The sequence below is a fragment of the Streptomyces sp. NBC_00210 genome (assembly GCF_045160975.1).
Classification (GTDB): Bacteria; Actinomycetota; Actinomycetes; order Streptomycetales; family Streptomycetaceae; genus Streptomyces.
Genome location: NZ_CP108120.1, coordinates 6,755,068 through 6,780,927, shown reverse-complemented (window position 1 = coordinate 6,780,927; position 25,860 = coordinate 6,755,068). Strand labels below are relative to the sequence as shown.

The following is a 25,860-nucleotide window of genomic DNA, read 5'->3' as shown; positions in this document are numbered from 1 at the left end:
GCAGCAGAGGAAGCCGGTGCGAATCCGGCGCGGTCCCGCCACTGTCACCGGGGAACAGTCCCCCGGAAGCCAGGAACTCTCGCCGCCGGTCTCGTCGAACCAGGGCGCGGACACCCTGAGTGAGGACATATCGCCATGCCCGGGTGCAGTTCGCTTCCTGCTGTGAGTACGAGGGTCCGTCCAGGCGAAGCGCCGGCCTGAACCCATGCGTGCCGACCGGCAATTCATGTACGGCGCCACCGCCGGCCTCGTCGGCGACCTGCTGCTCGGCGATCCTCGCCGGGGGCATCCGGTCGCCGCTTTCGGGCGCGCGGCGGGCACCGTCGAGCGCCTGCTGTGGCGTGACCACCGCGGCTGGGGCGCGCTGCACACCGCCGTGTGCGCCGGAGGCGCTGCCGCGACCGCCGCGCTCCTCGCACGCGGGGTACGGAGCCGCCCCGCCGCATCTCTCGCGCTGACCGCCGCCGCCACCTGGGCGGTTGTCGGAGGCACTTCGCTGGGCCGCGAGGCGCGGGCCATCGGCGGCGCGCTCGCGGCCGGGGACGTCGAGGCGGCCCGGGAGCGGCTGCCGCATCTGTGCGGGCGCGACCCGCAGGCCCTGGACGAGCAGCAGATCGCGCGCGCCGTCGTCGAGTCCGTCGCCGAGAACACCTCCGACGCGGTGGTGGGCGCGCTGGTGTGGGGAGCGCTGGCCGGTGTACCGGGACTCGTCGCGTTCCGCGCGGTGAACACCCTCGACGCGATGGTGGGGCACAAATCGGCCAAGTACCGGCGATTCGGCTGGGCTTCGGCGCGCCTCGACGATGTGGCCGGGTGGCCGGGGGCCCGCCTCACCGCGGGACTCGCAGTGCTCGCGGGCCCGGATGCGCGCGGAGCCGTACGGGCGTGGCGCGCCGACGCGAAGAAGCATCCGAGTCCCAATGCGGGGCCCGTGGAAGCCTCGTTCGCGGGCGCTCTGGGTGTACGGCTGGGCGGGACGCTCTCGTACGGCGGCCGGGTCGAGCACCGGCCCGTACTGAATGGCAATGGTCGCCCGGTGGAGTTCGGTGACGTCGAGCGTGCCGTACGGCTTTCGCGCCGCATCGGCTGGCTGACACTGGCGGCCTGCGCGGCGGGCCGCCTGACGGGGCATGCGCTGCGCGCGCGGCGCGCGGGAAAGGGGCGGACATGACCGGTACCGGCCGCACCGGCGGCGGGCTGCTCGTCGCGGGCACCACCTCCGACGCCGGCAAGAGCGTCGTGACCGCCGGGATCTGCCGGTGGCTCGTACGGCAGGGAGTGAAGGTCGCGCCCTTCAAGGGGCAGAACATGTCCCTCAACTCCTTTGTGACGCGGGAGGGCGCCGAGATCGGGCGTGCCCAGGCCATGCAGGCGCAGGCCGCCCGCGTGGAGCCCAGCGCGCTGATGAACCCCGTGCTGCTCAAGCCGGGCAGCGACCGGTCCAGTCAGGTCGTGCTGATGGGCAGACCGGTCGGCGAGCTCAGCGCACGCGGGTTCTTCGGGGGGCCTGGGGGGGCGTCCCCCGGGAAAACACTGCACGGAGGGCGGCAGGAAGCCCTGCTTTCCACCGTTCTGGAGTGCCTGGAGGAACTGCGGGGCACGTATGACGCCGTGATCTGCGAGGGGGCGGGCAGTCCGGCCGAGATCAATCTGCGGCGCACGGACATCGTGAACATGGGCATCGCACGGGCCGCGCGGCTGCCGGTGCTCGTGGTCGGGGACATCGACCGCGGCGGTGTCTTCGCGTCCTTCTTCGGTACGACGGCGCTGCTCAGCGCGGCCGACCAGGCGCTGATCGCGGGATATCTGGTCAATAAGTTCCGGGGCGACGTGACGCTGCTCGAGCCGGGCCTTGAGATGCTGCACGGGCTGACCGGGCGGCGCACCTACGGCGTGCTGCCCTTCGCCCACGGCCTCGGCATCGACGAGGAGGACGGGCTGAGGGTCTCACTGCGCGGTGCGGTACGGGAGTCGGCCGTCGCGCCGCCGGTCGGCGAGGACGTACTGCGGGTCGCCGTGTGCGCGGTGCCGCTGATGTCCAACTTCACGGACGTGGACGCGCTGGCCGCCGAACCGGGTGTGGTCGTGCGGTTCGTGGACCGCGCCGAGGAGCTCGTCGACGCCGACCTGGTCATCGTGCCGGGCACCCGCGGCACCGTGAAGGCCCTTGCCTGGCTGCGCGAGCGGGGGCTTGCCGACGCTCTGCTGCGGCGGGCCGCCGAGGGGCGGCCGGTGCTCGGCATCTGCGGCGGCTTCCAGGCGCTGGGCGAGCGGATCGACGACGAGGTCGAGTCGCGGGCGGGCACCGTCGACGGGCTCGGGCTGCTGCCCGTACGGGTGCGGTTCGCGAAGGACAAGACCCTCGCGCGGCCCGTCGGCGAGGCGCTCGGCGAGCGGGTCGAAGGCTACGAGATCCATCACGGGGTCGCCGAAGTGCTCGGCGGGGAGACCTTCCTGGACGGCTGCCGGGTCGGCTCGGTGTGGGGCACGCACTGGCACGGGTCGCTGGAGAGCGACGCCTTCAGACGCGCCTTTCTGCGCGAGGTGGCGGCGGCAGCCGGCCGGCGCTTCGTACCGGCCCCGGACACCAGCTTCGGCGCGCTGCGCGAGGAGCAGCTGGACCGCCTGGGCGACCTGATCGAAGAACACGCGGACACGGACGCGCTGCTGCGGCTGATCGAGTCGGGCGCTCCGCCGGAACTGCCCTTCATTCCACCGGGAGCGCCATGAGCACCGTGCTGTTGTTGTCCACCGCCGACACCGATCTGCTGGCGGCCCGCGCCTCCGGCGCGCCGTACCGGATCGGCAACCCGACCCGGGTCGATGTCGCCGGTGAACTGCCCGCGCTCATCGAGGGCTGCGACATCGCCGTCGTCAGGCTGCTGGGCGGCAAGCGAGCCTGGGAGGACGGGCTCGCCGCGCTGAAGGCGGCCCGGATTCCGACGGTGCTGCTCGGCGGCGAGACCGTGCCGGACGCCGAGTTGATGGCCGAGTCGTCCGTGCCGGCCGGTGTGGTGGCGGAGGCCCTGCGGTATCTCGTCGAGGGCGGTTCCGGGAACCTCGTCGAGCTGGCCCGCTTCCTCTCCGACACCGTGCTGCTGACCGGTGTGGGCTTCGCCGGGCCGCAGAAGATGCCCGAGTACGGCGTCCATGGCACGCGCCCGTTCACGGAGGGCCGCCCGACGGTCGGTGTGCTCTTCTACCGGGCGCACGAACTGTCCGGGAACACGGCCTTCATCGATGTGCTGTGCGACCGCATCGAGGAGCGGGGGGCCAACGCCCTTCCCGTGTACTGCGGTTCGCTGCGCGGCGCCGACACCGGGCTGTACGAACTGCTCGGCAGGGCCGACGCGCTGATCGCCACCGTGCTGGCCGCGGGCGGCACGCGCGCGAGCGACGCGAGCGCCGGCGGGGACGACGAGGCATGGGACATCGGGGCGCTCGCCGAGCTGAACGTGCCCGTTCTGCAGGGCCTCTGCCTCACCTCCTCGCGCGCCGTGTGGGAGGCGTCGGACGCCGCCCTCTCCCCCATGGACGCTGCGATGCAGGTCGCGATCCCGGAGTTCGACGGACGGCTGATCACGGTCCCGTTCTCCTTCAAGGAGCAGGGCCCCGACGACGTACCGGTGTACGTCGCGGACCCGGAGCGGGCCGGTCGCGTCGCCGGAATCGCCGTACGCCACGCCGAGTTGAAGCACAAGCCGAACGCGCAGAAGCGGCTCGCGCTGGTCTTCACGGCCTATCCGACCAAGCACTCGCGGGTCGGAAACGCCGTGGGCCTCGACACGCCCGCATCCGCGGTACGAGTCCTGGACGCCCTGCGCGATGCCGGATACGGCGTCGACGGCCACCCGGCAGGCGGCGACGAGCTGATCCACCGCCTCATCAACGCCGGTGGGCACGACGTCGAGTGGCTGACCGAGGAGCAGCTGGCCGCCGCCCCCGCCCGCGTGCCGCTCGCCGACTACCGCGCCTGGTTCGACACGCTGGACCCGCAGCTGCGCGAGGGAATGCTGGAGCACTGGGGCGAGCCCCCGGGCTCGCTCTATGTCGACGGCGACGACATCGTGCTCGCTTCCCTCCGGTTCGGGAACGTCGTGGTGATGATCCAGCCGCCGCGCGGCTTCGGTGAGAACCCGATCGCGATCTACCACGACCCCGACATGCCGCCCTCGCACCACTACATGGCGGCCTACCGCTGGCTGGAGGCCGCGGCATCGGAGGGGGGCTTCGGCGCGGACGCGATCGTCCACATGGGCAAGCACGGCACCATGGAATGGCTGCCGGGCAAGGGCCTTGGCCTTTCGGCGGGCTGCGGACCGGACGCGGTGCTCGGCGAACTCCCGCTGATCTACCCCTTCATCGTCAACGACCCGGGCGAGGGTACCCAGGCCAAGCGCCGCGGCCACGCCACGATCGTGGACCATCTGGTGCCACCGATGGCGCGCGCGGACACCTACGGGGATCTGGCAAAGCTGGAGCAGCTGCTCGACGAGTACGCGCTCGTCAGCGATCTCGACCCGGGGAAGGCCCCGGCCGTACGGGCGCAGATCTGGACACTGGTGAAGGCCGCGGAGCTCCACCACGATCTGCATGTCGACGAACAGCCGGACGACGGCGACTTCGACGAGTTCGTGATGCACATCGACGGCTATCTCTGCGAGATCAAGGACGTCCAGATCAGGGACGGTCTGCACATCCTCGGCGGTGGTCCGCAGGCGGAGGCGCGGGTCAATCTCGTGCTCGCCGTGCTGCGCGCCTCGCAGGTGTGGGGCGGACAGGCCCATGCGCTGCCGGGGCTGCGGGCCGCGCTCGCCGAGCACTTCTCTCTTGTGGAGAAGGCGCTGCTGGGCGAGCCGGGCGCCGCGGTGAAGGTGCCGGCCGAGCTGACCGCGCTGGTCGATGGTCCGGCCCGGACCGCCGCCGATGCGATCGATCTGCTTGAGCAGCTGTGCCGGCGGCTCGCCCTGGGCATGGAGGAGCGCGGCTGGGACGCGGCCGCGGTGCCCTCTCTCGTACGTGAGGTCGTGGGCAGCGAACTCCCCGACGCCGTCGCGGTGCTGGAGTTCGCCTGCCGTGAGGTCGTGCCGCGGCTGGCCCGTACGACCGACGAGATCGGCAACATCCTGCGGGCACTGGACGGCGGCTACGTCCCGGCCGGCCCCTCGGGCTCTCCGACACGCGGCCTGGTCAATGTCCTGCCGACCGGGCGCAACTTCTACTCCGTCGACCCGAAGGCCATCCCCTCCCGGCTGTCGTGGGAGGTCGGCCAGGCGCTCGCCGACTCGCTGGTGGAGCGGTATCTGGCGGACACGGGCGCGTATCCGAAGTCCGTGGGTCTGACGGTGTGGGGCACCTCCGCGATGCGCACGCAGGGCGACGACATCGCCGAGATCCTGGCGCTGCTCGGCTGCCGCCCGGTCTGGGACGACGCATCCCGCCGCGTGACGGGCTTCGAGATCGTGCCGGCGCAGGAGCTGGGTCGGCCGCGCATCGACGTCACGGTCCGCATCTCCGGCTTCTTCCGGGACGCCTTCCCGCATGTGGTGGGCCTGCTCGACGACGCCGTACGGGCGGTGGCCGAGCTCGACGAACCCGCGGAGGCCAACTATGTACGCGCGCACGCGGACGAGGACACGGCACAGCACGGCGACCGGCGGCGGGCCACGGCGCGGATCTTCGGCTCGAAGCCTGGGGCGTACGGAGCCGGTCTGCTGCCGCTGATCGACGCGCGGAACTGGCGCTCCGACGCGGACCTCGCGGAGGTGTACGCGGTGTGGGGCGGCTATGCGTACGGGCGCGGTCTTGACGGCCGGGCGGCGCGCGGGGACATGGAGACGGCGTTCCGGCGGATCGCGGTCGCCGCGAAGAACGTCGACACGCGGGAGCACGATCTCGTCGATGCGGACGACTACTTCCAGTACCACGGCGGGATGGTCGCCATGGTGCGGCATCTGACGGGTGAGTCGCCCGAGGCGTATGTGGGTGACTCCGCTGTTCCGGACCAGGTCAAGACGCGCACGCTGGGCGAGGAGACGCATCGGGTCTTCCGGGCGCGGGTGGTCAATCCGCGCTGGATGGCGGCGATGCGGAGGCACGGCTACAAAGGTGCGTTCGAGATGGCCGCGACGGTGGACTACCTGTTCGGGTACGACGCGACGGCGGGCGTCGTGGACGACTGGATGTACGAGAAGTTGTCGGCGGAGTACGTCTTCGATCCGGAGAACCGGGAGTTCATGCAGAAGTCCAATCCATGGGCGCTGCGCGGGATTACGGAGCGGCTGCTGGAGGCGGCCGATCGCGGGCTGTGGGCCGAGCCGGACCAGGACACGCTGGAGCGGTTGCGCGCGACATATCTGGAGCTCGAGGGCGATCTGGAGGGGGACGCGTGAACGTCTTTTCCTGCTGGGGGCTCCGCCCCCATACCTCGCGCCTCAATCTCCCCCGGACTTCGTCCGGGGAGACCCCCACCACGGGGCTGGTTTTTACGATCGAGGAGTCCGCATGAGCACCCCCTACCCGTTCACCGCGATCGTCGGGCAGGAGGACCTGCGGCTCGCGCTGCTGCTCAATGCGGTCAGCCCGCAGGTCGGTGGCGTGCTCGTGCGCGGCGAGAAGGGGACCGCCAAGTCCACCGCCGTACGTGCGCTTTCCGCGTTGATCCCGGAGGTTCCGGTCGTCTCCGGGTGCCGGTTCTCGTGCGACCCCGCGGCGCACGACCCGGCGTGCCCCGACGGCCCCCACGAGGCGGGCGGTGATACGACGCGGGCCGCGCGGATGGTCGAGCTGCCCGTCGGCGCCTCCGAGGACCGGCTCGTCGGCGCGCTCGACATCGAGCGGGCGCTGGCGGAGGGAGTGAAGGCCTTCGAGCCGGGGCTGCTCGCCGACGCCCACCGCGGAATCCTCTACGTCGACGAAGTCAACCTCCTCCACGACCACTTGGTGGATCTGCTCCTGGACGCGGCCGCGATGGGCGCGTCGTATGTGGAGCGCGAGGGTGTGTCGGTGCGCCATGCCGCGCGTTTTCTGCTGGTGGGGACGATGAACCCCGAAGAGGGCGAGCTGCGGCCCCAGTTGCTGGACCGCTTCGGGCTCACCGTCGAGGTCGCGGCCTCGCGCGAGCCCGATCAGCGGGTCGAGGTGGTGCGGCGCCGGCTCGCGTACGACGACGATCCCGGTGGTTTCGCCGGTCGCTGGTCGGACGACGAGGCCGCGCTGCGGGCGCGGATCGTGGCGGCGCGGGCGCTGCTGCCCGATGTACGGCTCGGCGACGGCGCGCTCAGGCAGATCGCCGCCACCTGCGCGGCCTTCGAGGTGGACGGTATGCGCGCGGACATCGTGATGGCGCGGACGGCGACGGCGCTGGCCGCGTGGGCGGGGCGCAGCGACGTACTCGCGGAGGATGTGCGGCAGGCCGCTCTGCTGGCGCTCCCGCACCGGCGGCGGCGCAATCCCTTCGACGCGCCGGGCCTGGACGAGGACAAGCTCGACGAAACGCTGGAGGAGTTCGGCGACGACGATCCGGATCCCGGTCCGGACGGGCCGGGCGGGGGCGGTGGGCAGCCTCCGCAGGACGGTCCGGAGACATCGCCGCCTGGTGACGCGGGTGAGGCCGAGACGCCCGCCGAGACGCAGGAGGCCGAGGGCGGGCAGCCGCAGCCCTGGGGCGGCGGTGAGCAGCAGCCCGTACGGGCCGGGGAGCCCTTTCGTACGAAGGTGCTGAGCGTGCCCGGTCTCGGTGAGGGCGCGGCGGGGCGCAGGTCGCGTGCGCGGACCGAGCACGGGCGGACGACGGGCGCGCGCAGGCCCCAAGGGGCGCTGACCAAGCTGCACTTGGCGGCGACCGTACTGGCCGCGGCCCCGCACCAGCGGGCGCGCGGGCGGAGTGGGCGCGGCCTGGTGGTCCGGCGTGACGATCTGCGGCAGGCGACCCGGGAGGGGCGCGAGGGCAATCTCGTGCTGTTCGTGGTCGACGCTTCGGGCTCGATGGCGGCCCGGCAGCGGATGAGCGCGGTCAAGGGTGCGGTGCTCTCGCTGCTCCTCGACGCCTATCAGCGGCGCGACAAGGTCGGTCTTGTCACGTTCCGCGGGAAGGACGCGGAGCTGGCGCTGCCGCCGACTTCTTCGGTGGACGCCGCCGCCGCCCGTCTCGAGACGCTGCCGACGGGCGGCCGTACGCCGCTGGCGGCCGGGCTGCTGCGGGCGCACGACGTGCTGCGGGTGGAGCGCATGCGTGATCCGTCGCGCCGCCCGCTGCTGGTCGTGGTGACGGACGGGCGCGCGACGGGCGGCGTGGACCCGGTCGCGCTCGCCTCACGGGCCGCGCGGCTGCACACCGCCGAGGGCACGGCCTCCGTCGTCGTGGACTGCGAGTCGGGGCCGGTGCGGCTCGGGCTCGCCGGGGACCTCGCCCGTGATCTGGGCGGCACCGCCGTCACCCTGGACGAGCTGCGCGCCGACAGCATCGCCGGGCTCGTCAGGGATGTACAAGCGACCAGGAGGGCCGCGTAATGCCGCAGGGACAACCGTCCGTCGTACCCGAGGACGGGCTCACCACCCGCCAGCGCCGCAACCGGCCGCTGGTGATGGTCCATACGGGCGTCGGCAAGGGCAAGTCGACGGCCGCCTTCGGGATGGCGCTGCGCGCCTGGAACCAGGGCTGGCCGGTCGGGGTGTTCCAGTTCGTCAAGTCCGCGAAGTGGAAGGTCGGCGAGGAGAATGCCCTGAAGGTGCTCGGCGCGAGCGGCGAGGGGGGCACGGTCGACTGGCACAAGATGGGTGAGGGCTGGTCCTGGATCCAGCGGGCCCCGGCGGACGGCGAGCTGTCCAACGAGGAGAAGGCGCGGGAGGGCTGGGAGCAGGTCAAGCGCGACCTGGCCGCGGAGTCGTACAAGTTCTATGTGCTGGACGAGTTCGCGTACCCGCTGCACTGGGGCTGGGTCGACACGGACGAGGTGATCCAGGTGCTGCGCGACCGCCCCGGCACCCAGCACGTGGTGATCACCGGCCGCAACGCCCCCGCCGAGCTGGTCGACTTCGCCGATCTCGTGACCGACATGTCGAAGGTGAAGCACCCGATGGACGCCGGTCAGAAGGGGCAGCGGGGCATCGAGTGGTAGCACGTCTCGTCATCGCCGCGCCGTCGTCCGGCAGCGGCAAGACCACCGTCGCGACGGGCCTGATGGCGGCCTTCGTCGCGGCGGGCCTCGCCGTGTCCCCGCACAAGGTCGGCCCCGACTACATCGACCCGGGCTATCACTCGCTCGCGACGGGACGTCCGGGACGGAACCTGGACTCGTTCCTGTGCGGTACGGAGCTGGTGGCGCCGCTGTTCGCGCACGGCGCGACGGGGTGCGACGTGGCCGTGGTCGAAGGCGTGATGGGCCTGTACGACGGCGCGGCGGGCGCGGGCGAACTGGCCTCCACGGCACAGGTCGCGAAGCTGCTGCGGGCGCCGGTGGTGCTGGTGGTGGACGCGTCGTCGCAGTCGCGTTCGGTGGCGGCGCTGGTGCACGGCTTCGCGTCGTGGGATCCGGAGGTGCGGATCGGAGGCGTGATCCTGAACAAGGTGGGGTCCGACCGGCACGAGGAGCTGCTGCGGGAGGCGCTGGAGGAGTCGGGGGTGCCGGTGCTGGGGGTGCTGCGGCGGGTCGAGTCTGTCGGGACGCCGTCCCGGCACCTGGGTCTTGTGCCGGTCGCCGAGCGGCGGGCGGACGCGGTGGCCGCAGTGGCGGCGATGGCGGAGGTGGTGCGGCGGGGCTGCGACCTGGAGGCGCTGCTTGCGCTGGCGCGGTCGGCCCCGCGGCTGGATGGGGGTGCGTGGGATCCGGCGGCCGTGCTTGCCGGGGAGACTTTTCCCCACCCCGCCCTCCCCCTACGGCCTGGCGGCCGTGATAGGTACCCCCATCCCGTAACGGGCTCCGCCCCGGACCCCACGCCTCAAACGCCGGCGGGGCTGAAAGTGTCGGCCGGGCCGCACAATCAAGCCCCTCCGGCGTTTGAGGAGCGGGGGTTCGGGGGCGGAGCCCCCGGTTACAGGCGACCCGTCGTCGCCGTTGCCGGTGGCCCCGCGTTCACCTTCTCCTACGCCGAGCACACCGAACTCCTCACCGCCTCCGGCGCCGACGTCGTCCCCTTCGACCCGCTCCGGGACGAGCAACTGCCCGACGGCACCTCCGGGCTCGTCATCGGCGGCGGGTTCCCGGAGATGTACGCCGCCGAGCTCTCCGCCAACGAGCCGCTCCGCAAGGCCGTCGCCGAGCTCGCCCACACCGGCGCGCCCGTCGCCGCCGAGTGTGCCGGGCTGCTGTATCTCGCCCGCTCCCTCGACGGGCAGCCCATGTGCGGCGTCCTGGACGCCGAAGCGCGGATGTCGAAGCGGCTCACGCTCGGCTACCGCGAGGCCGTCGCCGTGAGCGACAGCGTCCTCGCCGCGGCCGGGACACGACTGCGTGGACACGAGTTCCACCGGACCGTCGTGGAGCCCGCCGCGGGCCCGGCCCCCGCCTGGGGCATGCACAAGCCTGAGCGACGCGTCGAGGGCTTCGTACAACAGGGCGTGCACGCGAGCTATCTGCATACGCACTGGGCTGCCGAGCCCGGTGTGGCGCGCCGATTCGTTGAGAGGTGTACGCGATGAGCAGGCTGATCGGCGTCGGAGTGGGGCCCGGCGACCCGGAGTTGGTGACGGTGAAGGGCGTACGTGCGCTTCGGGAGGCCGACGTCGTCGTCGTACCGGTGATGGACACGCTGGAGCGCGGGCGCGCCGAGGCGACCGTGCTGCACTACGTGGGTGAGGAGAAGGTCGTACGGATCGTCTTCGCGCTCAACGAGCGCACCGACCGCGCCCGCCGCGAAGCCGCGTGGGACGCCGCCGGTGAGCGCGTCGCCGAACTCCTGCGCAGCCACGGGACCGTCGCCTTCGCGACGATCGGCGACCCCAACGTGTACTCGACGTTCACCTATCTCGCGCAGACGATTGGCGAGGTGGTCCCGGGGACGGCCGTCGAGACCGTGCCCGGCATCACCGCGATGCAGGATCTCGCGGCCCGCAGCGGCGCAGTGCTCACCGAGGGAACCGAGCCGCTGACGCTGGTTCCGGTGACCGCCGGGGCCGCCGTGCTCAAGGACGCCCTGGAGGGTCCGGGCACGGTCGTGGCGTACAAGTTCGGGCGGCTGGCGGCCCAAGTGGCGACCGCGCTGCGGGAGACGGGGCGTACCGAGGGCGCGGTGTGGGGGTCGGCGCTCGGGCTGCCCGAGGAGTCGATCCGGTCGGCCGCGGAGCTGGGCGAGGACCCGTTGCCGTATCTCTCGACGCTGATCGCGCCCGCGCCGCGGGACGGCGGACGCGGGGGCAAGCTGTGAGCCGACCATCCGGGTCCTCACTCGGCGAGGCCCACCACCAGCCAGATGAAGCCCACTCCCCCGGCCGTGCACAGCAGGGTGGAGCGGGCGGGGTGGGCGTGGTGCGCCTCGGGCAGGATCTCGGCGGCGGCGAGGTAGAGCAGCGCGCCGCCGAAGAACCCGAGGTAGCTGCCGAGGAGTTCCACGGGAAGCGTGAACAGCACGGCGGACGCGGCGCCGACAAGAGGCGCGAGCGCGTCGGCGACGAGCATCGCGACCGCCTTGCCGTGGGTGTTCCCGTACAGGCTGGTGATCGTGTACGTGTTGAAGCCGTCGGCGAAGTCGTGGGTGATGACGGCGAGCGCCACGGTCGCGCCCATGCCGCCGCCCACCTGGAAGGCCGCGCCGATCGCGACGCCGTCCATCAGGCTGTGGCCGACCATGGCCGCGGCCGCCGTCAGTCCCACCTGCGGCATCCTCTCGTCCGCACCGTGTGCCGCCTTGCGGACCGCCAGCAGCCGTTCCACCAGGTGGGCCGTGAGAAAGCCGCCGACGAACAGCAGCAGTGCCTGCGGCACCCCGAACACCTTGTTGCCCGCCGCCTCAAGGGCCTCGGGCAGGAGGTCCAGGCCGACCACGCCGAGCATCAGACCGCCGGCCAGGCCGAGCACCAGGTGGCGGCGGTCGGTGACGCGCTGCGCCGTCCAGCCGCCGAACAGCGTCATCAGGAACGCGCCGAGCGCGACGAGCACCGCCATGCGCCCTTGCTAGCGGATTGACCGGCTTCCTGGCACATCCGAGCTGTCCAGATCCACCCGAATGACACGAATAACCCGAGAGGACCACCGCTCATGGCCGATGCCGCCACCCGTGGCAAGGTGACCTTCGTCGGCGCGGGCCCGGGCGCCGCCGATCTGCTGACATTCCGGGCCGCACGGGCGATCGCCGATGCCGACATCGTCATCTGGGCGGCCAGCCTGGTGCAGGCGGAGGTCCTGGAGCATGCGCGCGAGGGCGCCGAGATCCTCGATTCGGCGGCCATGTCGCTGGAGGACGTCGTCGCCGTGTACGAACGGGCGCGGGCGGACGATTTGCGCCTCGCCCGCATCCACTCCGGCGACCCGGCGCTGTGGGGCGGCACTCAGGAGCAGCTCGACCGCTGTGTGGCGCTGGGCATCGACGTCGAGATCGTGCCGGGCGTCTCGTCGTTCTCTGCGGTCGCGGCGCTCGCGCAGCGCGAGCTGACGATCCCTGAGGTCGCGCAGTCCGTGATCCTGACCCGGCTCGGCGGCGGGAAGACGCCGATGCCGCCGGGCGAGGAGGTACGGGAGTTCGCGCGGCACGGCACGACGATGGCGCTCTTCCTGTCGGCGGCCCGCTCCGGGCAGTTGACGCAGGAGCTGCTGGAGGGCGGCTACCCGACGAGTACGCCGGTGGTGGTCGCGTACCAGGCGACCTGGCCGGAGGAGCTGATCCTGCGCTGCACGATCGGCACGCTGGAGGAGACCGTCAAGGAGCACAAGCTCTGGAAGCACACGCTGTTCCTGGTGGGGCCCGCGCTGGCCGCTTCGGGGACGCGCTCGCACCTCTATCACCCGGGCCACTTCCATGGCTTCCGGAAGGCCGATCCGGCCGCCCGCAAGGCCCTGCGCACCAAGGGAGCGAATCAGTGATCGGCCTGATCTCCGCCACGGCGGCGGGCGCTGCCGCCCGCGACCGGCTGGCCGCCGCCTGGCCCGAACGGACCCGGATCTACGAGGGCCCCGTACGCCGGTCGGTGGAGCGGGCATTCGCGGAGTGCGAGCAGCTGGTGTGTTTCCTGGCGACGGGCGCGGTGGTGCGGCTGATCGCCCCGCTGCTGGCGGGCAAGTCGGCGGACCCGGGCGTGGTGTGCGTGGACGAGGGGCAGCGGTATGCGGTGTCCCTGCTGGGCGGCCACGGCGGTGGTGCGAACGAGCTGGCGGCGCAGGTCGCCGACGTTCTGGGCTGCGCCCCGGTGGTGACGACGGCGACGGACGCGGCGGACATTCCGGGACTGGACACCCTGGGCTGGCCCGTCGAGGGCGCGGTCGCGTCGGTGACGCGGGCGGTCCTCGACGGCGAACCGGTGGTGCTGCGGGCGGACGCGGTGTGGCCGCTCCCGCCGCTGCCGGCCAATGTGACGCCGCAGGACACCACGCCGGAGGACACCGCGCCGCAGGAGGGCGTGGCGCGGGAGGGCGTGGCGCCGCAGGACGCCGGCGCCGTACTCCATGTCACCGACCGGTCCTTCGACGCCGGACCGAACGACGCCGTGCTGCGACCGCCGTCGCTCGTCGTCGGCGTCGGGGCCTCCAAGGGCGCCCCCGTCGACGAGGTCGTCGGCCTCGTCGAGCAGACCCTGCGCGGGGCGGGGCTCTCGGCGCTGAGTGTGGCCGAGCTGGCGACCGTCGATGCAAAGGCCGACGAGCCGGGGATCTTCGGAGCCGCGGAGCGCCTTGGCGTGCCCCTGGTGACGTACCCCGCCGAGCGGCTCGCCGAGATCGCGGTGCCGAACCCGTCCGGCGCGCCGCTCGCCGCAGTCGGAACGCCCTCCGTCGCCGAGGCCGCAGCGCTCGCGGGGAGCGGCGAACTCCTCGTCCCGAAGCGGAAGTCGAACCCCGCCGGCCGGGCCGCGATGGCGACCTGCGCGGTCGTGCGCCGAGCGCCGCGCGGGCGGCTCGCCGTGGTCGGGCTCGGGCCCGGGGCCCGCGATCTGCTCACCCCGCGCGCGACGGAGGAGCTGCGCCGCGCATCCGTACTGGTCGGGCTCGATCAGTACGTGGACCAGATCCGTGACCTGCTCAGGCCGGGCACCCGGGTCGTCGAGTCCGGCCTCGGCGCGGAGGAGGAGCGGGCCCGTACGGCGGTGGCCGAGGCCCGCGCCGGACATGCGGTCGCGCTCATCGGCAGCGGCGACGCGGGCGTGTACGCGATGGCATCCCCCGCGCTCGCCGAGGCGTCCGACGACATCGACGTGGTGGGCGTGCCGGGCGTGACCGCGGCGCTGGCCGCCGCCGCGATCCTCGGTGCCCCGCTCGGGCACGACCATGTCTCGATCAGCCTCTCCGATCTGCACACGCCGTGGGAGGTCATCGAGCGCCGGGTACGGGCCGCGGCGGAGGCGGACATCATCGTGACCTTCTACAACCCGCGCAGCCGCGGCCGTGACTGGCAGCTCCCGAAGGCGCTGTCGATCCTCGCCGAACACCGCGAGCCGGGCACGCCGGTGGGCGTCGTACGCAATGCGTCCCGGGCGGACGAATCGAGCCGCCTGACGACACTCGAGGGACTGGATCCGGCGACGGTGGACATGATGACGGTCGTGACGGTCGGCAACACGGCCACGCGCGAGATCGCCGGCCGCATGGTGACACCGCGCGGCTATCGGTGGCAGTCATGAAGGACCGGAAATCCTCCAATCACTGCCGCGCCCTCGCCCCGGGCGGCGTCGCGCGCGATGCTCTGCCGTACCACCCCCACATCAAGGAGAACGCGTGACCACCCCGCCCGCACTGCTGATCGCCGGTCACGGCACCCGTGACGAAGCCGGGGCCGAGGCCTTCCGGGACTTCGTACGGGAGCTGGGGCGGCGCCATCCCGAACTCCCCGTCGGGGGCGGCTTCATCGAGCTGTCCCCGCCGCCCCTCGGCGAAGCCGTCACCGAACTGGTCGAGCGGGGCGTGACGCGCCTCGCCGCGGTTCCGCTGATGCTGGTGTCCGCCGGGCATGCCAAGGGCGACATCCCGGCCGCTCTTGCCCGTGAGCGGGAGCGGCACCCGGAGATCTCGTACACCTACGGCCGCCCTCTCGGCCCGCACCCCGCGCTGCTGCGCGTTCTGGAGCGGCGGCTGAACGAGGCGCTGGGCTCCGGGCCGCGCACGCCCGCGGACCGCGCCGATGTGACGGTGCTGCTGGTGGGCCGCGGTTCGACCGACCCGGACGCCAATGCCGAGGTGCACAAGGCGGCCAGGCTGCTCTGGGAGGGACGGGGGTACGCGGGCGTGGAGACGGCGTTCGTGTCGCTCGCCGCGCCCGATGTGCCGAGCGGTCTCGACCGGTGCGTGAAGCTGGGGGCCGGCCGGATCGTGGTGCTGCCGTACTTCCTGTTCACCGGCATCCTGCCGGACCGGGTGCGGCAGCAGACGGAGGGCTGGGCGGAGGCGCACCCCGGCGTCGATGTGCGCTGCGCCGATGTCATCGGCCCGGAGCCGGAGCTGCTCGACCTGGTGATGGAGCGCTACCGGGAGGCCGTGGCGGGCGACATCCGGATGAACTGCGACTCGTGCGTCTACCGGATCGCGCTGCCGGGCTTCGAGGAGAAGGTGGGCTCTCCGCAGCAGCCGCACTTCCACCCGGACGACGACGGGCACCATCACGACGGACACCACCACGGCCACGGCCATCAACACCACGGCAGCCATGCGCACTCCCATTGACGCACACGACCTGCGGCACCACGGTGACGCGGAGGTACGGGACGCCGGTCTGACGGATCTCGCCGTCAATGTCCGCTGCGGGACTCCCCCGGAGTGGCTGCGTGAGCGCATCACGAGCTCGCTGACCGCTCTCGCCGCCTATCCGGACGGGCGGGCGGCACGCGCCGCGGTCGCGCAGCGGCACGGAGTGCCGGTGGAGCGGGTGCTGCTGACGGCGGGGGCGGCGGAGGCGTTCGTACTGCTGGCCCGAGCGCTGACGGTACGTCACCCGCTCGTCGTGCACCCGCAGTTCACGGAGCCCGAGGCGGCGCTGCGGGACGCTGGGCACCAGGTGGCCCGGCTGCTGCTGAAGGAGGAGGACGGTTTCCGGCTCGACCCGGCGGCCGTGCCCGACGCGGCGGACCTCGTGATGATCGGGAATCCGACCAACCCCACATCCGTACTGCATCCGGCCGCCGACATCGCCGAACTGGCCCGTCCAGGAAGGCTGTTGGTGGTGGACGAGGCCTTCATGGACGCGGTGCCCGGCGAGCCCGAGGCGCTGGCGGGACGGACCGACATCCCCGGCCTGGTGGTGCTGCGCAGCCTCACCAAGACCTGGGGGCTCGCGGGCCTGCGCATCGGCTATGTGCTCGCCGAGCCCGGGACCGTCGCGGCGCTGCAGCAGGCTCAGCCGCTGTGGCCGGTCTCGACGCCCGCGCTGGCGGCGGCGGAGGCGTGCATGGGGCCCGGCGCGCTCAAGGAGGCCGAGCAGGCGGCGCAGGTGATCGCGACGGAGCGGGCCCATCTGCTGGCGGGTCTTGCGGAGTTCGACGAGGTGCGGGTGGTGGCGGCGGCCGAGGCCCCGTTCGTACTCGTCCACGTCCGGCGTGGGGCCGAGGTGCGGGAGCGGCTGCGGGCTCTGGGCTTCGCGGCCCGCCGGGGCGACACGTTTCCAGGGCTCGGTCCCGGCTGGCTGCGGCTGGCGGTGCGCGACCGGGTGACGACCAATCGCTTTCTGCAGGCGCTCGACCAGGCGCTGACGATGGTCGGGGACTGACGCGCCCCGGCCGACGTCGCGCACGGACGTCGGCCGGGGCTGCAGCGCCCGGCACCCATGATCGATCCCTTGTCGGCCCGCGGTCGGCGGCGGGCATGAGCGCCGTGGTCAGCGGCGGGCGCGGGCGCGCCTGTCAGCAGCGGGTTCGGGCGCCGTGGTCAGCGGCGGGCGCGGGCGCGGGCCAGCACCATGACGCTGCCGCCGAGCGCCAGCAGCAGGGCCGCGCCTCCGGCGATGTACGAGGTCGCGGCGCTGCCGCCCGTCTCGGCGAGGTCGTCCTGGGCCGGATCGGCGCCGGACTGCGCCTTGACACCGGTGCCCGGCTTGCCAGTCGGGCCCTGCGCGGCGGACGGGTCCTGTGCGGCCGCCGGGTCCTGTGCGGCCGCGGGCCCGGACTCGTCGTGTGCCGCGCCGGGCGACTCGCACTTCGCCTCGGCGAGGGTGACCGAGCCGGTCACCTCGGCGACGTTCAGCTTGGCCGGGTTGACGGAGACCCTGAGCTCCAGCGCCGTGGCCGCAGCGGTACGGGACGTGGTGTGCGTCTTGGAGAGATCGAGCGTCACCTCACCGACGCCCGGCACCTCGACCCGGGTCGTGCCACCGGTGGAGAGCGTGGTCCGCTTGCCGAGCACGGTCACCCGGCCGAGCAGATTCGACTCTGCGACCGGCTGCCTGCCTGCCTCGCAGACGGCCTTCGACGTGACCTTCTCGACCTCGACGACCGAGAGCAGCGGCAGTCCCGGCACATGTACCCGGGCACGGACGAGGTTGCTGTACGCCTCTGCCCGGTGCCGGTCGGCGCTCGCCTTCGCGGTGGCCACGTCCGCGCGCAGCAGCTGGACGGGCCTGCCCCGGTCGACTCCGTCCACGTGCACGCGCAGCGTGGTCTTCTCGGCGCTCGCGGGCGCCTGCACCTCGTTGAGCGCGGCCTTGACCGGAACATCGACGGACTTGTTGAGCAGGGACACATCGAGCCCGGCACGGAGTACGACCGCACTGGCCCGGCCCTCGCCGCCGCCCCCGGTGGCGTTCGCCGGCCCGGCGACCACGACGGGTCCGGCGACCAGCGCGGCTGCTGCCGTCACGGCGGCGCAGCGGCGTGCGGGCATGCGGAAGGTGTTGCTGTTCAAGGTGGTGGAACCCCCACAAGAGACACGGCGTCGCCGCCGCCCGACGGGGACACGTGGGGCGGCGGCGACTGAACACGGGAAGTTTCACGGCACTGAGAGTGAACTGACAGTTGCCTGGCGCGAGTTCACCCCAAAGTGGGGTTTCCGCCACGGCATTCGAATCTCTCGGTACGTGTGTTCCCGCGGCTCACCCGTGTCGCGTATCCCGAGAGCGCACTGGGGGCGCTTGCGTGGGAGCGCGCCAGAAGTGGTCGAACGAGGAACGTGGGCCAGGGGTAACGCACTGTCAACCCTGCAACAGGGACAGCGGGGACAGCAGGGCCGGGTTATCAGCCGATCACCCGGCCGTTGAGGATCACCCGGCTCGGCGCCGCCAGCGCCCTGACGTCCGCCCGCGGATCCTCGTCGTACACCACGAGATCCGCCGGCGCGCCCTCTTCGAGCGCCGGGCGGCCGAGCCACTGCCGCGCCCCCCAGGTCGTCGCCGACAGGGCCTGCAGCGGCGGGATTCCGGCCTTCACGAGTTCGACGACCTCGGCCGCCACCAGGCCGTGGGCGAGCGAGCCGCCCGCATCGGTGCCGACGAAGACCGGGATGCCCGCGTCGTACGCCGCGCGCACCGTGTCATAGCGGCGCTGGTACAGCCGCCGCATATGGGCGGACCACCGGGGGAACTTGGACTCGCCGCCCGCCGCGAGGTCCGGGAAGGTGGCGATGTTGACCAGGGTCGGCACAATCGCGACGCCGCGCTCGGCGAAGAGCGGGATGGTGTCCTCGGTGAGGCCGGTGGCGTGCTCGATGCAGTCGATGCCCGCCTCGACCAGGTCCCGCAGCGAGTCCTCGGCGAAGCAGTGCGCGGTCACCCGCGCGCCGAGCCGGTGCGCCTCGGCGATGGCCGCCTCGACGGCGCCACGCGGCCAGCAGGCGCCCAGGTCACCCGCTTCGCGGTCGAGCCAGTCGCCGACGAGCTTGACCCAGCCGTCCCCGCGCTGTGCCTCCCGCGCGACATGGGCGACGAGCTCGTCCGGCTCGATCTCATGGGCGAAGTTACGGATGTAGCGGCGGGTGCGCGCAATGTGACGGCCGGCCCGGATGATCTTCGGCAGGTCCTCGCGGTCGTCGATCCAGCGGGTGTCGGCGGGAGACCCCGCGTCCCGGATGAGCAGGGTGCCCGCATCCCGGTCGGTCAGCGCCTGCTTCTCGCTGGTCGTCTCGTCCACCGCACCGTGGGCGTCGAGCCCGACATGGCAGTGCGCGTCGACCAGGCCGGGGAGCGCCCAGCCCTGGACGGTGACGGCCTCGGCACGCGGCCGCTCGTACGAGATCCGGCCATCGACCACCCACAGCTCGTCCCGCGCCTCCTCGGGCCCGACGAGCACCCGCCCCTTCACATGCAGCACCACGTGATCGCTCATAGCCAGCACTGTACGAGGCCCCCCGGCGCCCGCGACCGAGCGGCTGCACGGGCACCGGCCCCCGGCGCCGAACCGGTCGCACTCCCGGTGAACTCAATTTCTCAGGCCGTGAAAGTCTGGGTTAATTAAGGAATGCTGGAAGCTGCTTTATTTCGGGCAGCTTCCCACATTCTTCTGCCCCCGTTCCCGGATCCTAAACACCAAGATTTCAACAAGATCAGACTGCGTAATTCGAGCGGGTCTCGTGACAGTTACGGATATGTGACCGACCCCACAGCGCGCCCGGTTCATCGCTTATTTCCGCTGCAAATCGCCCGAAAAGGCCGCTGTCCACCACTAGCGCACGCGCCCGCGCGATAACACAGGGAGCCGCTCCACCCAACCCCTTCCGACAATGCAATTTCAGAATTAGCTCGGTAAATTACCTCGGCATGACCGCCGCACAGGAAGACCTTGTACGAACCAGCACGCCGAGCGAATTCACGACGATTGACACCCCACGAGTGGAGGACGGAGCCGCGATCTGGCGCATCGCCCGCGACTCCCAGGTCCTGGACCTCAACTCCTCGTACAGCTATCTGCTGTGGTGTCGCGACTTCGCCGCCACCTCCGTGGTGGCGCGCGACGCCGACGGCGCACCGATCGCCTTCGTCACCGGCTATGTGCGCCCCGAGCGCCCGCAGGCCCTCGTCGTCTGGCAGGTCGCCGTCGACCACGCGCACCGCGGGCAGGGCCTGGCCGGTGTCCTCCTCGACGCGCTGACCGCCAAGGTGACCGGCAAGGGCGGGGTGCGTGAGGTCGAGACGACCATCACCCCCGACAACACCGCGTCCGACCGGCTCTTCACCTCGTACGCGAAGCGCCACGAAGCGCCCCTTGCACGCGAAGTCCTCTTCGACGGCGGGCTGTTCCCCGAAGGAACCCACCAGCCCGAAGTCCTCTACCGCATCGGCCCTCTCTCCGCCTGACGCCCCCCACCTCTGGAGACTTGCTGTGACTATCACCCCGCCCGCCCTGAGTGTCTTCGAGACCCTGGAGTCGGAGGTGCGCAGCTACTGCCGCGGTTGGCCGGCCGTGTTCGACCGCGCGCAGGGCAGCTACCTCCACGACGAGGACGGCCACACCTACCTCGACTTCTTCGCCGGCGCCGGATCACTCAACTACGGACACAACAACCCGGTGCTGAAACGCGCGCTGATCGACTACATCGAGCGCGACGGCATCACCCACGGCCTGGACATGGCCACCACGGCCAAGCGCGCCTTCCTGGAGTCGTTCCAGAACGTGATCCTGCGGCCGCGCGACCTTCCGTACAAGGTCATGTTCCCGGGCCCGACCGGCACCAACGCGGTCGAGTCCGCGCTCAAGCTGGCCCGCAAGGTCAAGGGGCGCGAGTCCGTCGTCTCGTTCACCAACGCCTTCCACGGCATGTCGCTCGGGGCGCTCGCCGTCACCGGCAACGCCTTCAAGCGGGCCGGCGCCGGCATCCCGCTGGTGCACGGCACGCCGATGCCCTTCGACAACTACTTCGACGGCCAGGTCCCGGACTTCCTCTGGTTCGAGCGCCTGCTGGAGGACCAGGGCTCCGGCCTCAACAAGCCGGCCGCCGTGATCGTCGAGACCGTGCAGGGCGAGGGCGGCATCAATGTGGCCCGCCCCGAGTGGCTGCGCGCGCTCCAGGAGCTGTGCCACCGCCAGGACATGCTGCTGATCGTCGACGACATCCAGATGGGCTGCGGCCGCACCGGCGGCTTCTTCTCCTTCGAGGAGGCGGGCATCACGCCGGACATCGTCACCCTGTCGAAGTCCATCAGCGGCTACGGACTGCCCATGTCGCTCTGCCTGTTCAAGCCGGAGCTGGACATCTGGGAGCCGGGCGAGCACAACGGCACCTTCCGCGGCAACAACCCCGCGTTCGTCACCGCCGCCGCCGCGCTCGACACCTACTGGGCGGACGGCCAGATGGAGAAGCAGACCCTCGCCCGCGGCGAGCAGGTCGAGCAGGCGCTGCTGGCCATCGTGGGCGAGAGCGCTGAGCCCGGCGTGAGCTTCCGCGGCCGGGGCCTGGTGTGGGGCCTGGAGTTCCAGGACAAGGCGCGCGCCTCGGCCGTGTGCGCCCGCGCCTTCGAGCTGGGGCTGCTGCTGGAGACCTCGGGCCCGGAGAGCGAAGTGGTGAAGCTTCTCCCCGCGCTCACGGTCTCGCCCGAGGAACTCGACGAGGGCCTGCGCATCCTGGCCCGCAGCGTCCGCGAGACGGCTTGACCACAGATCAGAAAGGCAGCAACTCACCGTGATCGTCCGATCGTTCAAGGACATCGAGAACACCGAGCGCCATGTGAAGGCCGCGTCCGGGACCTGGGAGAGCAAGCGCATCGTGCTCGCCAAGGAGAAGGTCGGCTTCTCGCTGCACGAGACCGTGCTGTACGCGGGTACGGAGACGTCGATGTGGTACGCGAACCACATCGAGGCCGTGCTCTGCGTGGAGGGCGAGGCCGAGCTCACCAACGACGAGACCGGCGAGACCCACTGGATCGAGCCCGGCACGATGTATCTGCTGGACGGCCATGAGCGTCACACCATGCGCCCCAAGACCGACTTCCGCTGTGTCTGCGTCTTCAACCCGCCCGTCACCGGACGGGAGGACCACGACGAGAACGGCGTCTATCCCCTGCTGACCGAGTCCGAGGAGGGCTGAGAGATGACCACCGCCGCTGTACGCACCGACCTGTACCCGACCCGTGGCGTGGGCGAGGTGACGACGCCTCGCCAGGACCCGGTCGTCTGGTCGCCGCCCGGCGCCCCGGGCCCGATCGTCCCGTCCGAGCTGATGGGTTTCGAGCGGGACGGCTTCCTCACCGTCGACGAGCTGATCTCGCAGGATGAAGTCGCTCTCTACCGCGCCGAGTTGGACCGGCTGATCGCCGATCCCGCGGTACGGGCCGATGAGCGCTCGATCATCGAGCCGAAGTCCCAGGACGTGCGCTCGGTCTTCGAGGTGCACAAGCTCAGCGAGATGTTCGCGGCCCTGGTGCGGGACGAGCGAGTGGTGGGCAGAGCGCGGCAGATCCTCGGCTCGGACGTGTACGTCCACCAGTCCCGGATCAATGTGAAGCCGGGCTTCGGCGCCTCGGGCTTCTACTGGCACTCGGACTTCGAGACCTGGCACGCCGAGGACGGGCTGGCGAACATGCGCACCGTGTCCGTCTCGATCGCACTGACCGAGAACCTGGACACCAACGGCGGCCTGATGATCATGCCTGGCTCGCACAGGACGTTCCTGGGCTGCGCGGGCGAGACGCCGAAGGACAACTACAAGAAGTCGCTGCAGATGCAGGACGCGGGCACGCCGTCGCACGCGGCGCTGACGCGGTTCGCCGACCGGCACGGCATCCGCCTGTTCACCGGCAGGGCCGGGTCCGCGACCTGGTTCGACTGCAACTGCATGCACGGCTCCGGGGACAACATCACCCCGTATCCGCGCAGCAATGTCTTCATCGTCTTCAACAGCGTGGAGAACCATGCGGTGGAGCCCTTCGCGGCGCCGGTGCCGCGTCCGGACTTCATCGGGGCGCGCGACTTCACGCCGGTGCGCTGACAGCGCGAAGGGGGCGGGGCCGGTCCGGTGGACCGGCCCCGCCCCCTTTCTGTGCGGGTCAGCTCGCGCTCAGCGCCGGGTAGTCGGTGTAGCCCTTGTCGTCGCCGCCGAAGAACGTGGCCGTGTCCGGGGCGTTGTACGGGCCTTCGGCCTTGAGCCTGGCGGGCAGGTCCGGGTTGGCCAGGAACAGCGAGCCGAAGGCGAGGATGTCCGCGGTCCCGTCCTCGATCAGCCCGAGCGCCCCGTGGTCGGTCGGGCCCTCGGTCGCCGGGTTGAGTATGAAGGTGCCGCTGAAGTGCTTGCGCAGCTCCAGCGTGACGTCCCGGAAGCCCGGGGTCATCTCGACGACGTGCAGGTAGCCGAGGCCCAGCGGCTCGATCGCGTCGACCAGCGCGGGGTAGACCGCCGTGGTGTCGGTCTCGGCGATGTCGTTGTACCCGTTGCCGGGAGAGACCCGCAGTCCGGTGCGCTCCGGGCCGATGACATCGGCCACGGCCTTGGCAACCTCGACGGCGAAGCGGATGCGGTTCTCGACGGAGCCGCCCCACTCGTCGGTGCGCAGGTTGGTGTTGGGGGCGAGGAACTGGTGGATGAGGTAGCCGTTGGCGCCATGCAGTTCGACGCCGTCGAAGCCGGCGGCGACGGCGTTACGGGCCGCCTCGACGAACTCCGCGATGATGCCAGGGATTTCACCGGCGCTCAGCTCGCGCGGGGCGATGAAGTCCTTGGGTCCCTCGTGCGTGTAGAGCTGGCCGGCGGGGGCCACGGCGGACGGGGCCACACTGATCAGTTCCTGGTCCGGCCACAGCACCGGGTGGCCGATGCGTCCGGCGTGCATGATCTGGGCGAAGATCGTGCCGCCCTTGGCGTGCACGGCGTCGGTGACCTTGCGCCAGGCGGCGACCTGCTCGTCGGTGTGCAGGCCGGGCGTGTTCGGGTATCCCTGGCCGAGGACGGAGGGCTGGATGCCTTCGGTGACGATCAGTCCGGCCGAGGCGCGCTGGCTGTAGTACTCGACCGTGGACTCGGTGACCGTGAGGCCCTCGCCGTACGCGCGGCTGCGGGTCATCGGCGCCATGGCGATGCGGTTCGCGAGCTGCGTGCTGGACAGTTCGATGGGGTCGAACGCGGTGGTCATGGGTGCTCCCAAAGAGTTATATGGTCGGCCAAGTATTCGCGCCGAGTGCCACTGTAGACCATTAATTGGCCGACCAAGGTAAAATTCTTGGAGACACTGTCCACGCGACAGTTGCACCCCTGCCGAGGAGGCCCCGATGACGCCCGAGACCGCGGCCGATCCTGTCTGTTCCGAGATGCCGGCCACCGCGCTCGGCGGACCCGTCAGCCTTGCCGTCTCCCGGGTCGCCCGGCTGCACCGCATGGCGGCGGGCAAGCTGCTGCGGGGAGCCGGGCTCTACCCGGGGCAGGAGCTGGTGATGATGCACCTGTGGGACGCGGGCCCGGTGCGCCAGTCGGAGCTGATCAAGGCCGTCGAGCTCGACCCGTCCACCGTGACGAAGATGCTCCAGCGGCTGGAACAGGCCGGACACGTCCGCCGCCGCCCCGACCCCGCCGACCGGCGCGCCGTACTCGTCGAGGCCACGCCGGACAGCTGCGCCCTGCACTCCGCGGTGGAGGACGCCTGGGCCAACCTGGAGGAGCACACCCTCGCCGGGCTCGACCCCGACGAGCGCAGTGAGCTGACCCGGCTGCTCGGGAAGGTCGAGAAGAATCTCTGCGTCCAGACCGCGGACTGCCCCGCTCGGTCTCAGCCGGAGAGCACGTCCAGCACCCGGTCCACCTCGGCGGCCGTGTTGTAGAGATGGAAGGCGGCGCGCAGATTGCCCGCCCGCTCCGCGAGGATCACTCCCGCATCGGCCAGCCCGGGGACCCGGTGGCCGAGACCCGGCACGGCGACGATGGCCGAATCGCCCGGCACAGGCTGGTGCCCGAGCTCCGTCAGCCCTGCCCTGAACCGCCGGGCGAGCGCCGTGTCATGCGCGTACACGGCGTCGATGCCGGTCTCCTCAAGGAGCGCGAGGGACTCCTTGGCCCCGTGGTAGGAGAGAAAGGCCGGGGGTTCGTCGTACCGGGCGGCCGAGGGCGCCAGTTCCTCGATCGGACCGTACGTGGTCGCCCACAGGTCCTCCGCGGCGAAGGTACCGGCGTGGATCGGCGCCACGGACTCCTGCGCCTCCTCGCTCAGCGTGAGGAACGAGACGCCGCGCGGGCAGAGCAGAAACTTGAAGCCGCCGGTAACCGTGAAGTCCCACGCGCCCGCGTCCAGCGGCAGCCAGCCCGCCGACTGGCTGGCGTCGACGAGCGTACGGGCCCCGTGGGCGGCCGCCGCGGCGCGAATTGCCGCCAGATCGGCGATCCGGCCGTCCGCGGACTGCACCGACGAGAACGCCACCAGCGCGGTGCCCGGCTGCACCGCGTCGGCCAGGCGCCGCAGTGGCGCGTACCGCAGCTTGAGATCGCCGCGCACGAGGAAGGGCGTGATGACCGAGGCGTACTCCCCCTCCGGAAAGAGGACTTCCGCGCCCGGAGGCAGTGAGGTCGCGATCAGTCCGACATGCACGGACACCGAACCGCCGACGGCGACCCGCGTCTCGTCCACGCCGGTCAGCCGGGCGAAGGACTGCCGGGCGGCGCTCACCGACGAGTACTCGCCGGCGCCGCCCGGACGCCCGGCGGCGAGCTCGTCGGCAAGCAGCTTCACTGCCGCGACGGCCCGGCGGGGCAGCAGCCCGCAGGTGGACGTGTTCAGATACGTCATTTCCGGCGCGAACTCGGCGCCGCCCAAGGTCTCCATGTGATCACCCTGCGGTGCCCTCAACGGCAGGTCAATCGCGAATCGTTGAAGGACACCTCTCAGCAA

Annotated in this window: 21 protein-coding genes and 1 riboswitch; of the genes, 16 read left to right on the top strand and 5 right to left on the bottom strand. The window is 71.7% G+C overall.

Annotation, left to right across the window (positions count from 1 at the left end; all coding sequences use genetic code 11):
• The first annotated feature begins 5 nt into the window (after positions 1-5).
• A riboswitch (cobalamin riboswitch) is annotated at positions 6-79 on the top strand.
• Between the two features lie 126 nt (positions 80-205).
• The 7 genes from OG729_RS30630 to cobI all read left to right on the top strand — a co-directional run bounded on the left by OG729_RS30630 (position 206) and on the right by cobI (position 11,364).
• The gene (locus tag OG729_RS30630) at positions 206-1,171 is read left to right on the top strand and encodes a cobalamin biosynthesis protein (RefSeq protein WP_405809118.1); all 966 of its coding nucleotides are present in this window, start codon (positions 206-208) and stop codon (positions 1,169-1,171) included.
• A complete protein-coding gene (locus tag OG729_RS30625) occupies positions 1,168-2,730 on the top strand; it encodes a cobyric acid synthase (protein ID WP_360879446.1) in 1,563 nt (520 codons plus the stop codon). The genes OG729_RS30630 and OG729_RS30625 overlap by 4 nt, the downstream gene beginning before the upstream one ends.
• On the top strand, positions 2,727-6,392 hold the full coding sequence (gene cobN, locus OG729_RS30620; RefSeq protein ID WP_405809116.1) for a cobaltochelatase subunit CobN: 3,666 nt from the start codon (positions 2,727-2,729) through the stop codon (positions 6,390-6,392). Before OG729_RS30625 ends, cobN begins: the two co-directional genes overlap by 4 nt.
• 112 nt (positions 6,393-6,504) lie before the next feature.
• Positions 6,505-8,511 (top strand): putative cobaltochelatase, encoded by a 2,007-nt coding sequence (locus tag OG729_RS30615; RefSeq protein WP_405809114.1) that lies wholly within the window; start codon positions 6,505-6,507, stop codon positions 8,509-8,511.
• Positions 8,511-9,119, top strand: coding sequence for a cob(I)yrinic acid a,c-diamide adenosyltransferase (gene cobO, locus OG729_RS30610; protein WP_360879437.1), 609 nt, complete (start codon positions 8,511-8,513; stop codon positions 9,117-9,119). Before OG729_RS30615 ends, cobO begins: the two co-directional genes overlap by 1 nt.
• Positions 9,113-10,639, top strand: a complete 1,527-nt coding sequence (locus OG729_RS30605) for a cobyrinate a,c-diamide synthase (protein ID WP_405809111.1) — start codon at positions 9,113-9,115, stop codon at positions 10,637-10,639. The genes cobO and OG729_RS30605 overlap by 7 nt, the downstream gene beginning before the upstream one ends.
• Positions 10,636-11,364, top strand: coding sequence for a precorrin-2 C(20)-methyltransferase (gene cobI / locus OG729_RS30600; RefSeq protein WP_360879431.1), 729 nt, complete (start codon positions 10,636-10,638; stop codon positions 11,362-11,364). The genes OG729_RS30605 and cobI overlap by 4 nt, the downstream gene beginning before the upstream one ends.
• 17 nt (positions 11,365-11,381) lie before the next feature.
• On the opposite strand, the gene OG729_RS30595 is transcribed toward cobI, so the two are convergent.
• Entirely contained in the window at positions 11,382-12,101 is a 720-nt protein-coding gene (locus OG729_RS30595; RefSeq protein ID WP_360879428.1) for a permease, read from the bottom strand.
• Positions 12,102-12,194: 93 nt separating this feature from the next.
• Between OG729_RS30595 and cobM the strand changes: the two genes are divergently transcribed.
• The 4 genes from cobM (at position 12,195) to cobC (ending at position 16,839) form a co-directional block, all read left to right on the top strand.
• Positions 12,195-13,016: a precorrin-4 C(11)-methyltransferase gene (gene cobM, locus OG729_RS30590; RefSeq protein ID WP_405809109.1), complete on the top strand. Its 822-nt coding sequence runs from the start codon at positions 12,195-12,197 to the stop codon at positions 13,014-13,016.
• A complete protein-coding gene (gene cobJ, locus OG729_RS30585) occupies positions 13,013-14,764 on the top strand; it encodes a precorrin-3B C(17)-methyltransferase (protein ID WP_405809108.1) in 1,752 nt (583 codons plus the stop codon). Before cobM ends, cobJ begins: the two co-directional genes overlap by 4 nt.
• A gap of 94 nt (positions 14,765-14,858) precedes the next feature.
• A complete protein-coding gene (locus OG729_RS30580; RefSeq protein ID WP_360879419.1) occupies positions 14,859-15,800 on the top strand; it encodes a sirohydrochlorin chelatase in 942 nt (313 codons plus the stop codon).
• Positions 15,784-16,839 carry an Rv2231c family pyridoxal phosphate-dependent protein CobC gene (gene cobC / locus OG729_RS30575; protein ID WP_405809106.1) on the top strand — a complete coding sequence of 352 codons (1,056 nt, stop codon included), beginning with the start codon at positions 15,784-15,786 and terminating at the stop codon, positions 16,837-16,839. The genes OG729_RS30580 and cobC overlap by 17 nt, the downstream gene beginning before the upstream one ends.
• A 158-nt stretch (positions 16,840-16,997) precedes the next feature.
• Here cobC and OG729_RS30570 read toward each other — a convergent pair whose 3' ends face one another.
• Together OG729_RS30570 and OG729_RS30565 are read right to left on the bottom strand one after the other, a co-directional pair.
• On the bottom strand, positions 16,998-17,969 hold the full coding sequence (locus OG729_RS30570) for an SCO1860 family LAETG-anchored protein (protein WP_405809105.1): 972 nt from the start codon (positions 17,967-17,969) through the stop codon (positions 16,998-17,000).
• Between the two features lie 329 nt (positions 17,970-18,298).
• A complete protein-coding gene (locus tag OG729_RS30565) occupies positions 18,299-19,384 on the bottom strand; it encodes an amidohydrolase family protein (protein ID WP_405809104.1) in 1,086 nt (361 codons plus the stop codon).
• 431 nt (positions 19,385-19,815) lie between these two features.
• On the opposite strand from OG729_RS30565, the gene ectA reads away from it, so the two are divergent.
• The 4 genes from ectA to thpD are packed head-to-tail and all read left to right on the top strand — an operon-like array spanning position 19,816 to position 22,979.
• Entirely contained in the window at positions 19,816-20,352 is a 537-nt protein-coding gene (gene ectA, locus OG729_RS30560) for a diaminobutyrate acetyltransferase (protein ID WP_405809102.1), read from the top strand.
• A gap of 25 nt (positions 20,353-20,377) precedes the next feature.
• Positions 20,378-21,646, top strand: coding sequence for a diaminobutyrate--2-oxoglutarate transaminase (gene ectB / locus OG729_RS30555; RefSeq protein WP_405809101.1), 1,269 nt, complete (start codon positions 20,378-20,380; stop codon positions 21,644-21,646).
• Between the two features lie 28 nt (positions 21,647-21,674).
• Entirely contained in the window at positions 21,675-22,079 is a 405-nt protein-coding gene (locus OG729_RS30550) for an ectoine synthase (protein WP_405809099.1), read from the top strand.
• 3 nt (positions 22,080-22,082) lie between these two features.
• A complete protein-coding gene (thpD, locus tag OG729_RS30545) occupies positions 22,083-22,979 on the top strand; it encodes an ectoine hydroxylase (RefSeq protein WP_360879396.1) in 897 nt (298 codons plus the stop codon).
• A 58-nt stretch (positions 22,980-23,037) separates the two neighbouring features.
• Here the strand turns inward: thpD and OG729_RS30540 are convergent, their stop codons facing one another.
• Positions 23,038-24,117 (bottom strand): alkene reductase, encoded by a 1,080-nt coding sequence (locus tag OG729_RS30540; RefSeq protein ID WP_405809097.1) that lies wholly within the window; start codon positions 24,115-24,117, stop codon positions 23,038-23,040.
• 136 nt (positions 24,118-24,253) lie between these two features.
• Between OG729_RS30540 and OG729_RS30535 the strand changes: the two genes are divergently transcribed.
• Positions 24,254-24,799, top strand: coding sequence for a MarR family winged helix-turn-helix transcriptional regulator (locus OG729_RS30535; RefSeq protein ID WP_360883808.1), 546 nt, complete (start codon positions 24,254-24,256; stop codon positions 24,797-24,799).
• Here the strand turns inward: OG729_RS30535 and OG729_RS30530 are convergent.
• Positions 24,748-25,794, bottom strand: a complete 1,047-nt coding sequence (locus tag OG729_RS30530; protein WP_360883811.1) for an aminotransferase class V-fold PLP-dependent enzyme — start codon at positions 25,792-25,794, stop codon at positions 24,748-24,750. The genes OG729_RS30535 and OG729_RS30530 overlap by 52 nt on opposite strands.
• Positions 25,795-25,860 lie beyond the last annotated feature (66 nt).

What these genes read in the sequence shown, in the direction of transcription:
- ectA (WP_405809102.1), top strand. Translation starts at nt 19,816, where the DNA reads ATGACCGCCGCACAGGAAGACCTTGTACGAACCAGCACGCCGAGCGAA.
- OG729_RS30625 (WP_360879446.1), top strand. Translation starts at nt 1,168, where the DNA reads ATGACCGGTACCGGCCGCACCGGCGGCGGGCTGCTCGTCGCGGGCACC.
- cobC (WP_405809106.1), top strand. Translation starts at nt 15,784, where the DNA reads ATGCGCACTCCCATTGACGCACACGACCTGCGGCACCACGGTGACGCG.
- OG729_RS30615 (WP_405809114.1), top strand. Translation starts at nt 6,505, where the DNA reads ATGAGCACCCCCTACCCGTTCACCGCGATCGTCGGGCAGGAGGACCTG.
- cobN (WP_405809116.1), top strand. Translation starts at nt 2,727, where the DNA reads ATGAGCACCGTGCTGTTGTTGTCCACCGCCGACACCGATCTGCTGGCG.
- cobI (WP_360879431.1), top strand. Translation starts at nt 10,636, where the DNA reads ATGAGCAGGCTGATCGGCGTCGGAGTGGGGCCCGGCGACCCGGAGTTG.
- OG729_RS30535 (WP_360883808.1), top strand. Translation starts at nt 24,254, where the DNA reads ATGACGCCCGAGACCGCGGCCGATCCTGTCTGTTCCGAGATGCCGGCC.
- thpD (WP_360879396.1), top strand. Translation starts at nt 22,083, where the DNA reads ATGACCACCGCCGCTGTACGCACCGACCTGTACCCGACCCGTGGCGTG.
- cobM (WP_405809109.1), top strand. Translation starts at nt 12,195, where the DNA reads ATGGCCGATGCCGCCACCCGTGGCAAGGTGACCTTCGTCGGCGCGGGC.
- OG729_RS30595 (WP_360879428.1), bottom strand. Translation starts at nt 12,101, where the DNA reads ATGGCGGTGCTCGTCGCGCTCGGCGCGTTCCTGATGACGCTGTTCGGC.
- OG729_RS30565 (WP_405809104.1), bottom strand. Translation starts at nt 19,384, where the DNA reads ATGAGCGATCACGTGGTGCTGCATGTGAAGGGGCGGGTGCTCGTCGGG.
- OG729_RS30530 (WP_360883811.1), bottom strand. Translation starts at nt 25,794, where the DNA reads ATGGAGACCTTGGGCGGCGCCGAGTTCGCGCCGGAAATGACGTATCTG.
- OG729_RS30630 (WP_405809118.1), top strand. Translation starts at nt 206, where the DNA reads ATGCGTGCCGACCGGCAATTCATGTACGGCGCCACCGCCGGCCTCGTC.
- OG729_RS30540 (WP_405809097.1), bottom strand. Translation starts at nt 24,117, where the DNA reads ATGACCACCGCGTTCGACCCCATCGAACTGTCCAGCACGCAGCTCGCG.
- cobO (WP_360879437.1), top strand. Translation starts at nt 8,511, where the DNA reads ATGCCGCAGGGACAACCGTCCGTCGTACCCGAGGACGGGCTCACCACC.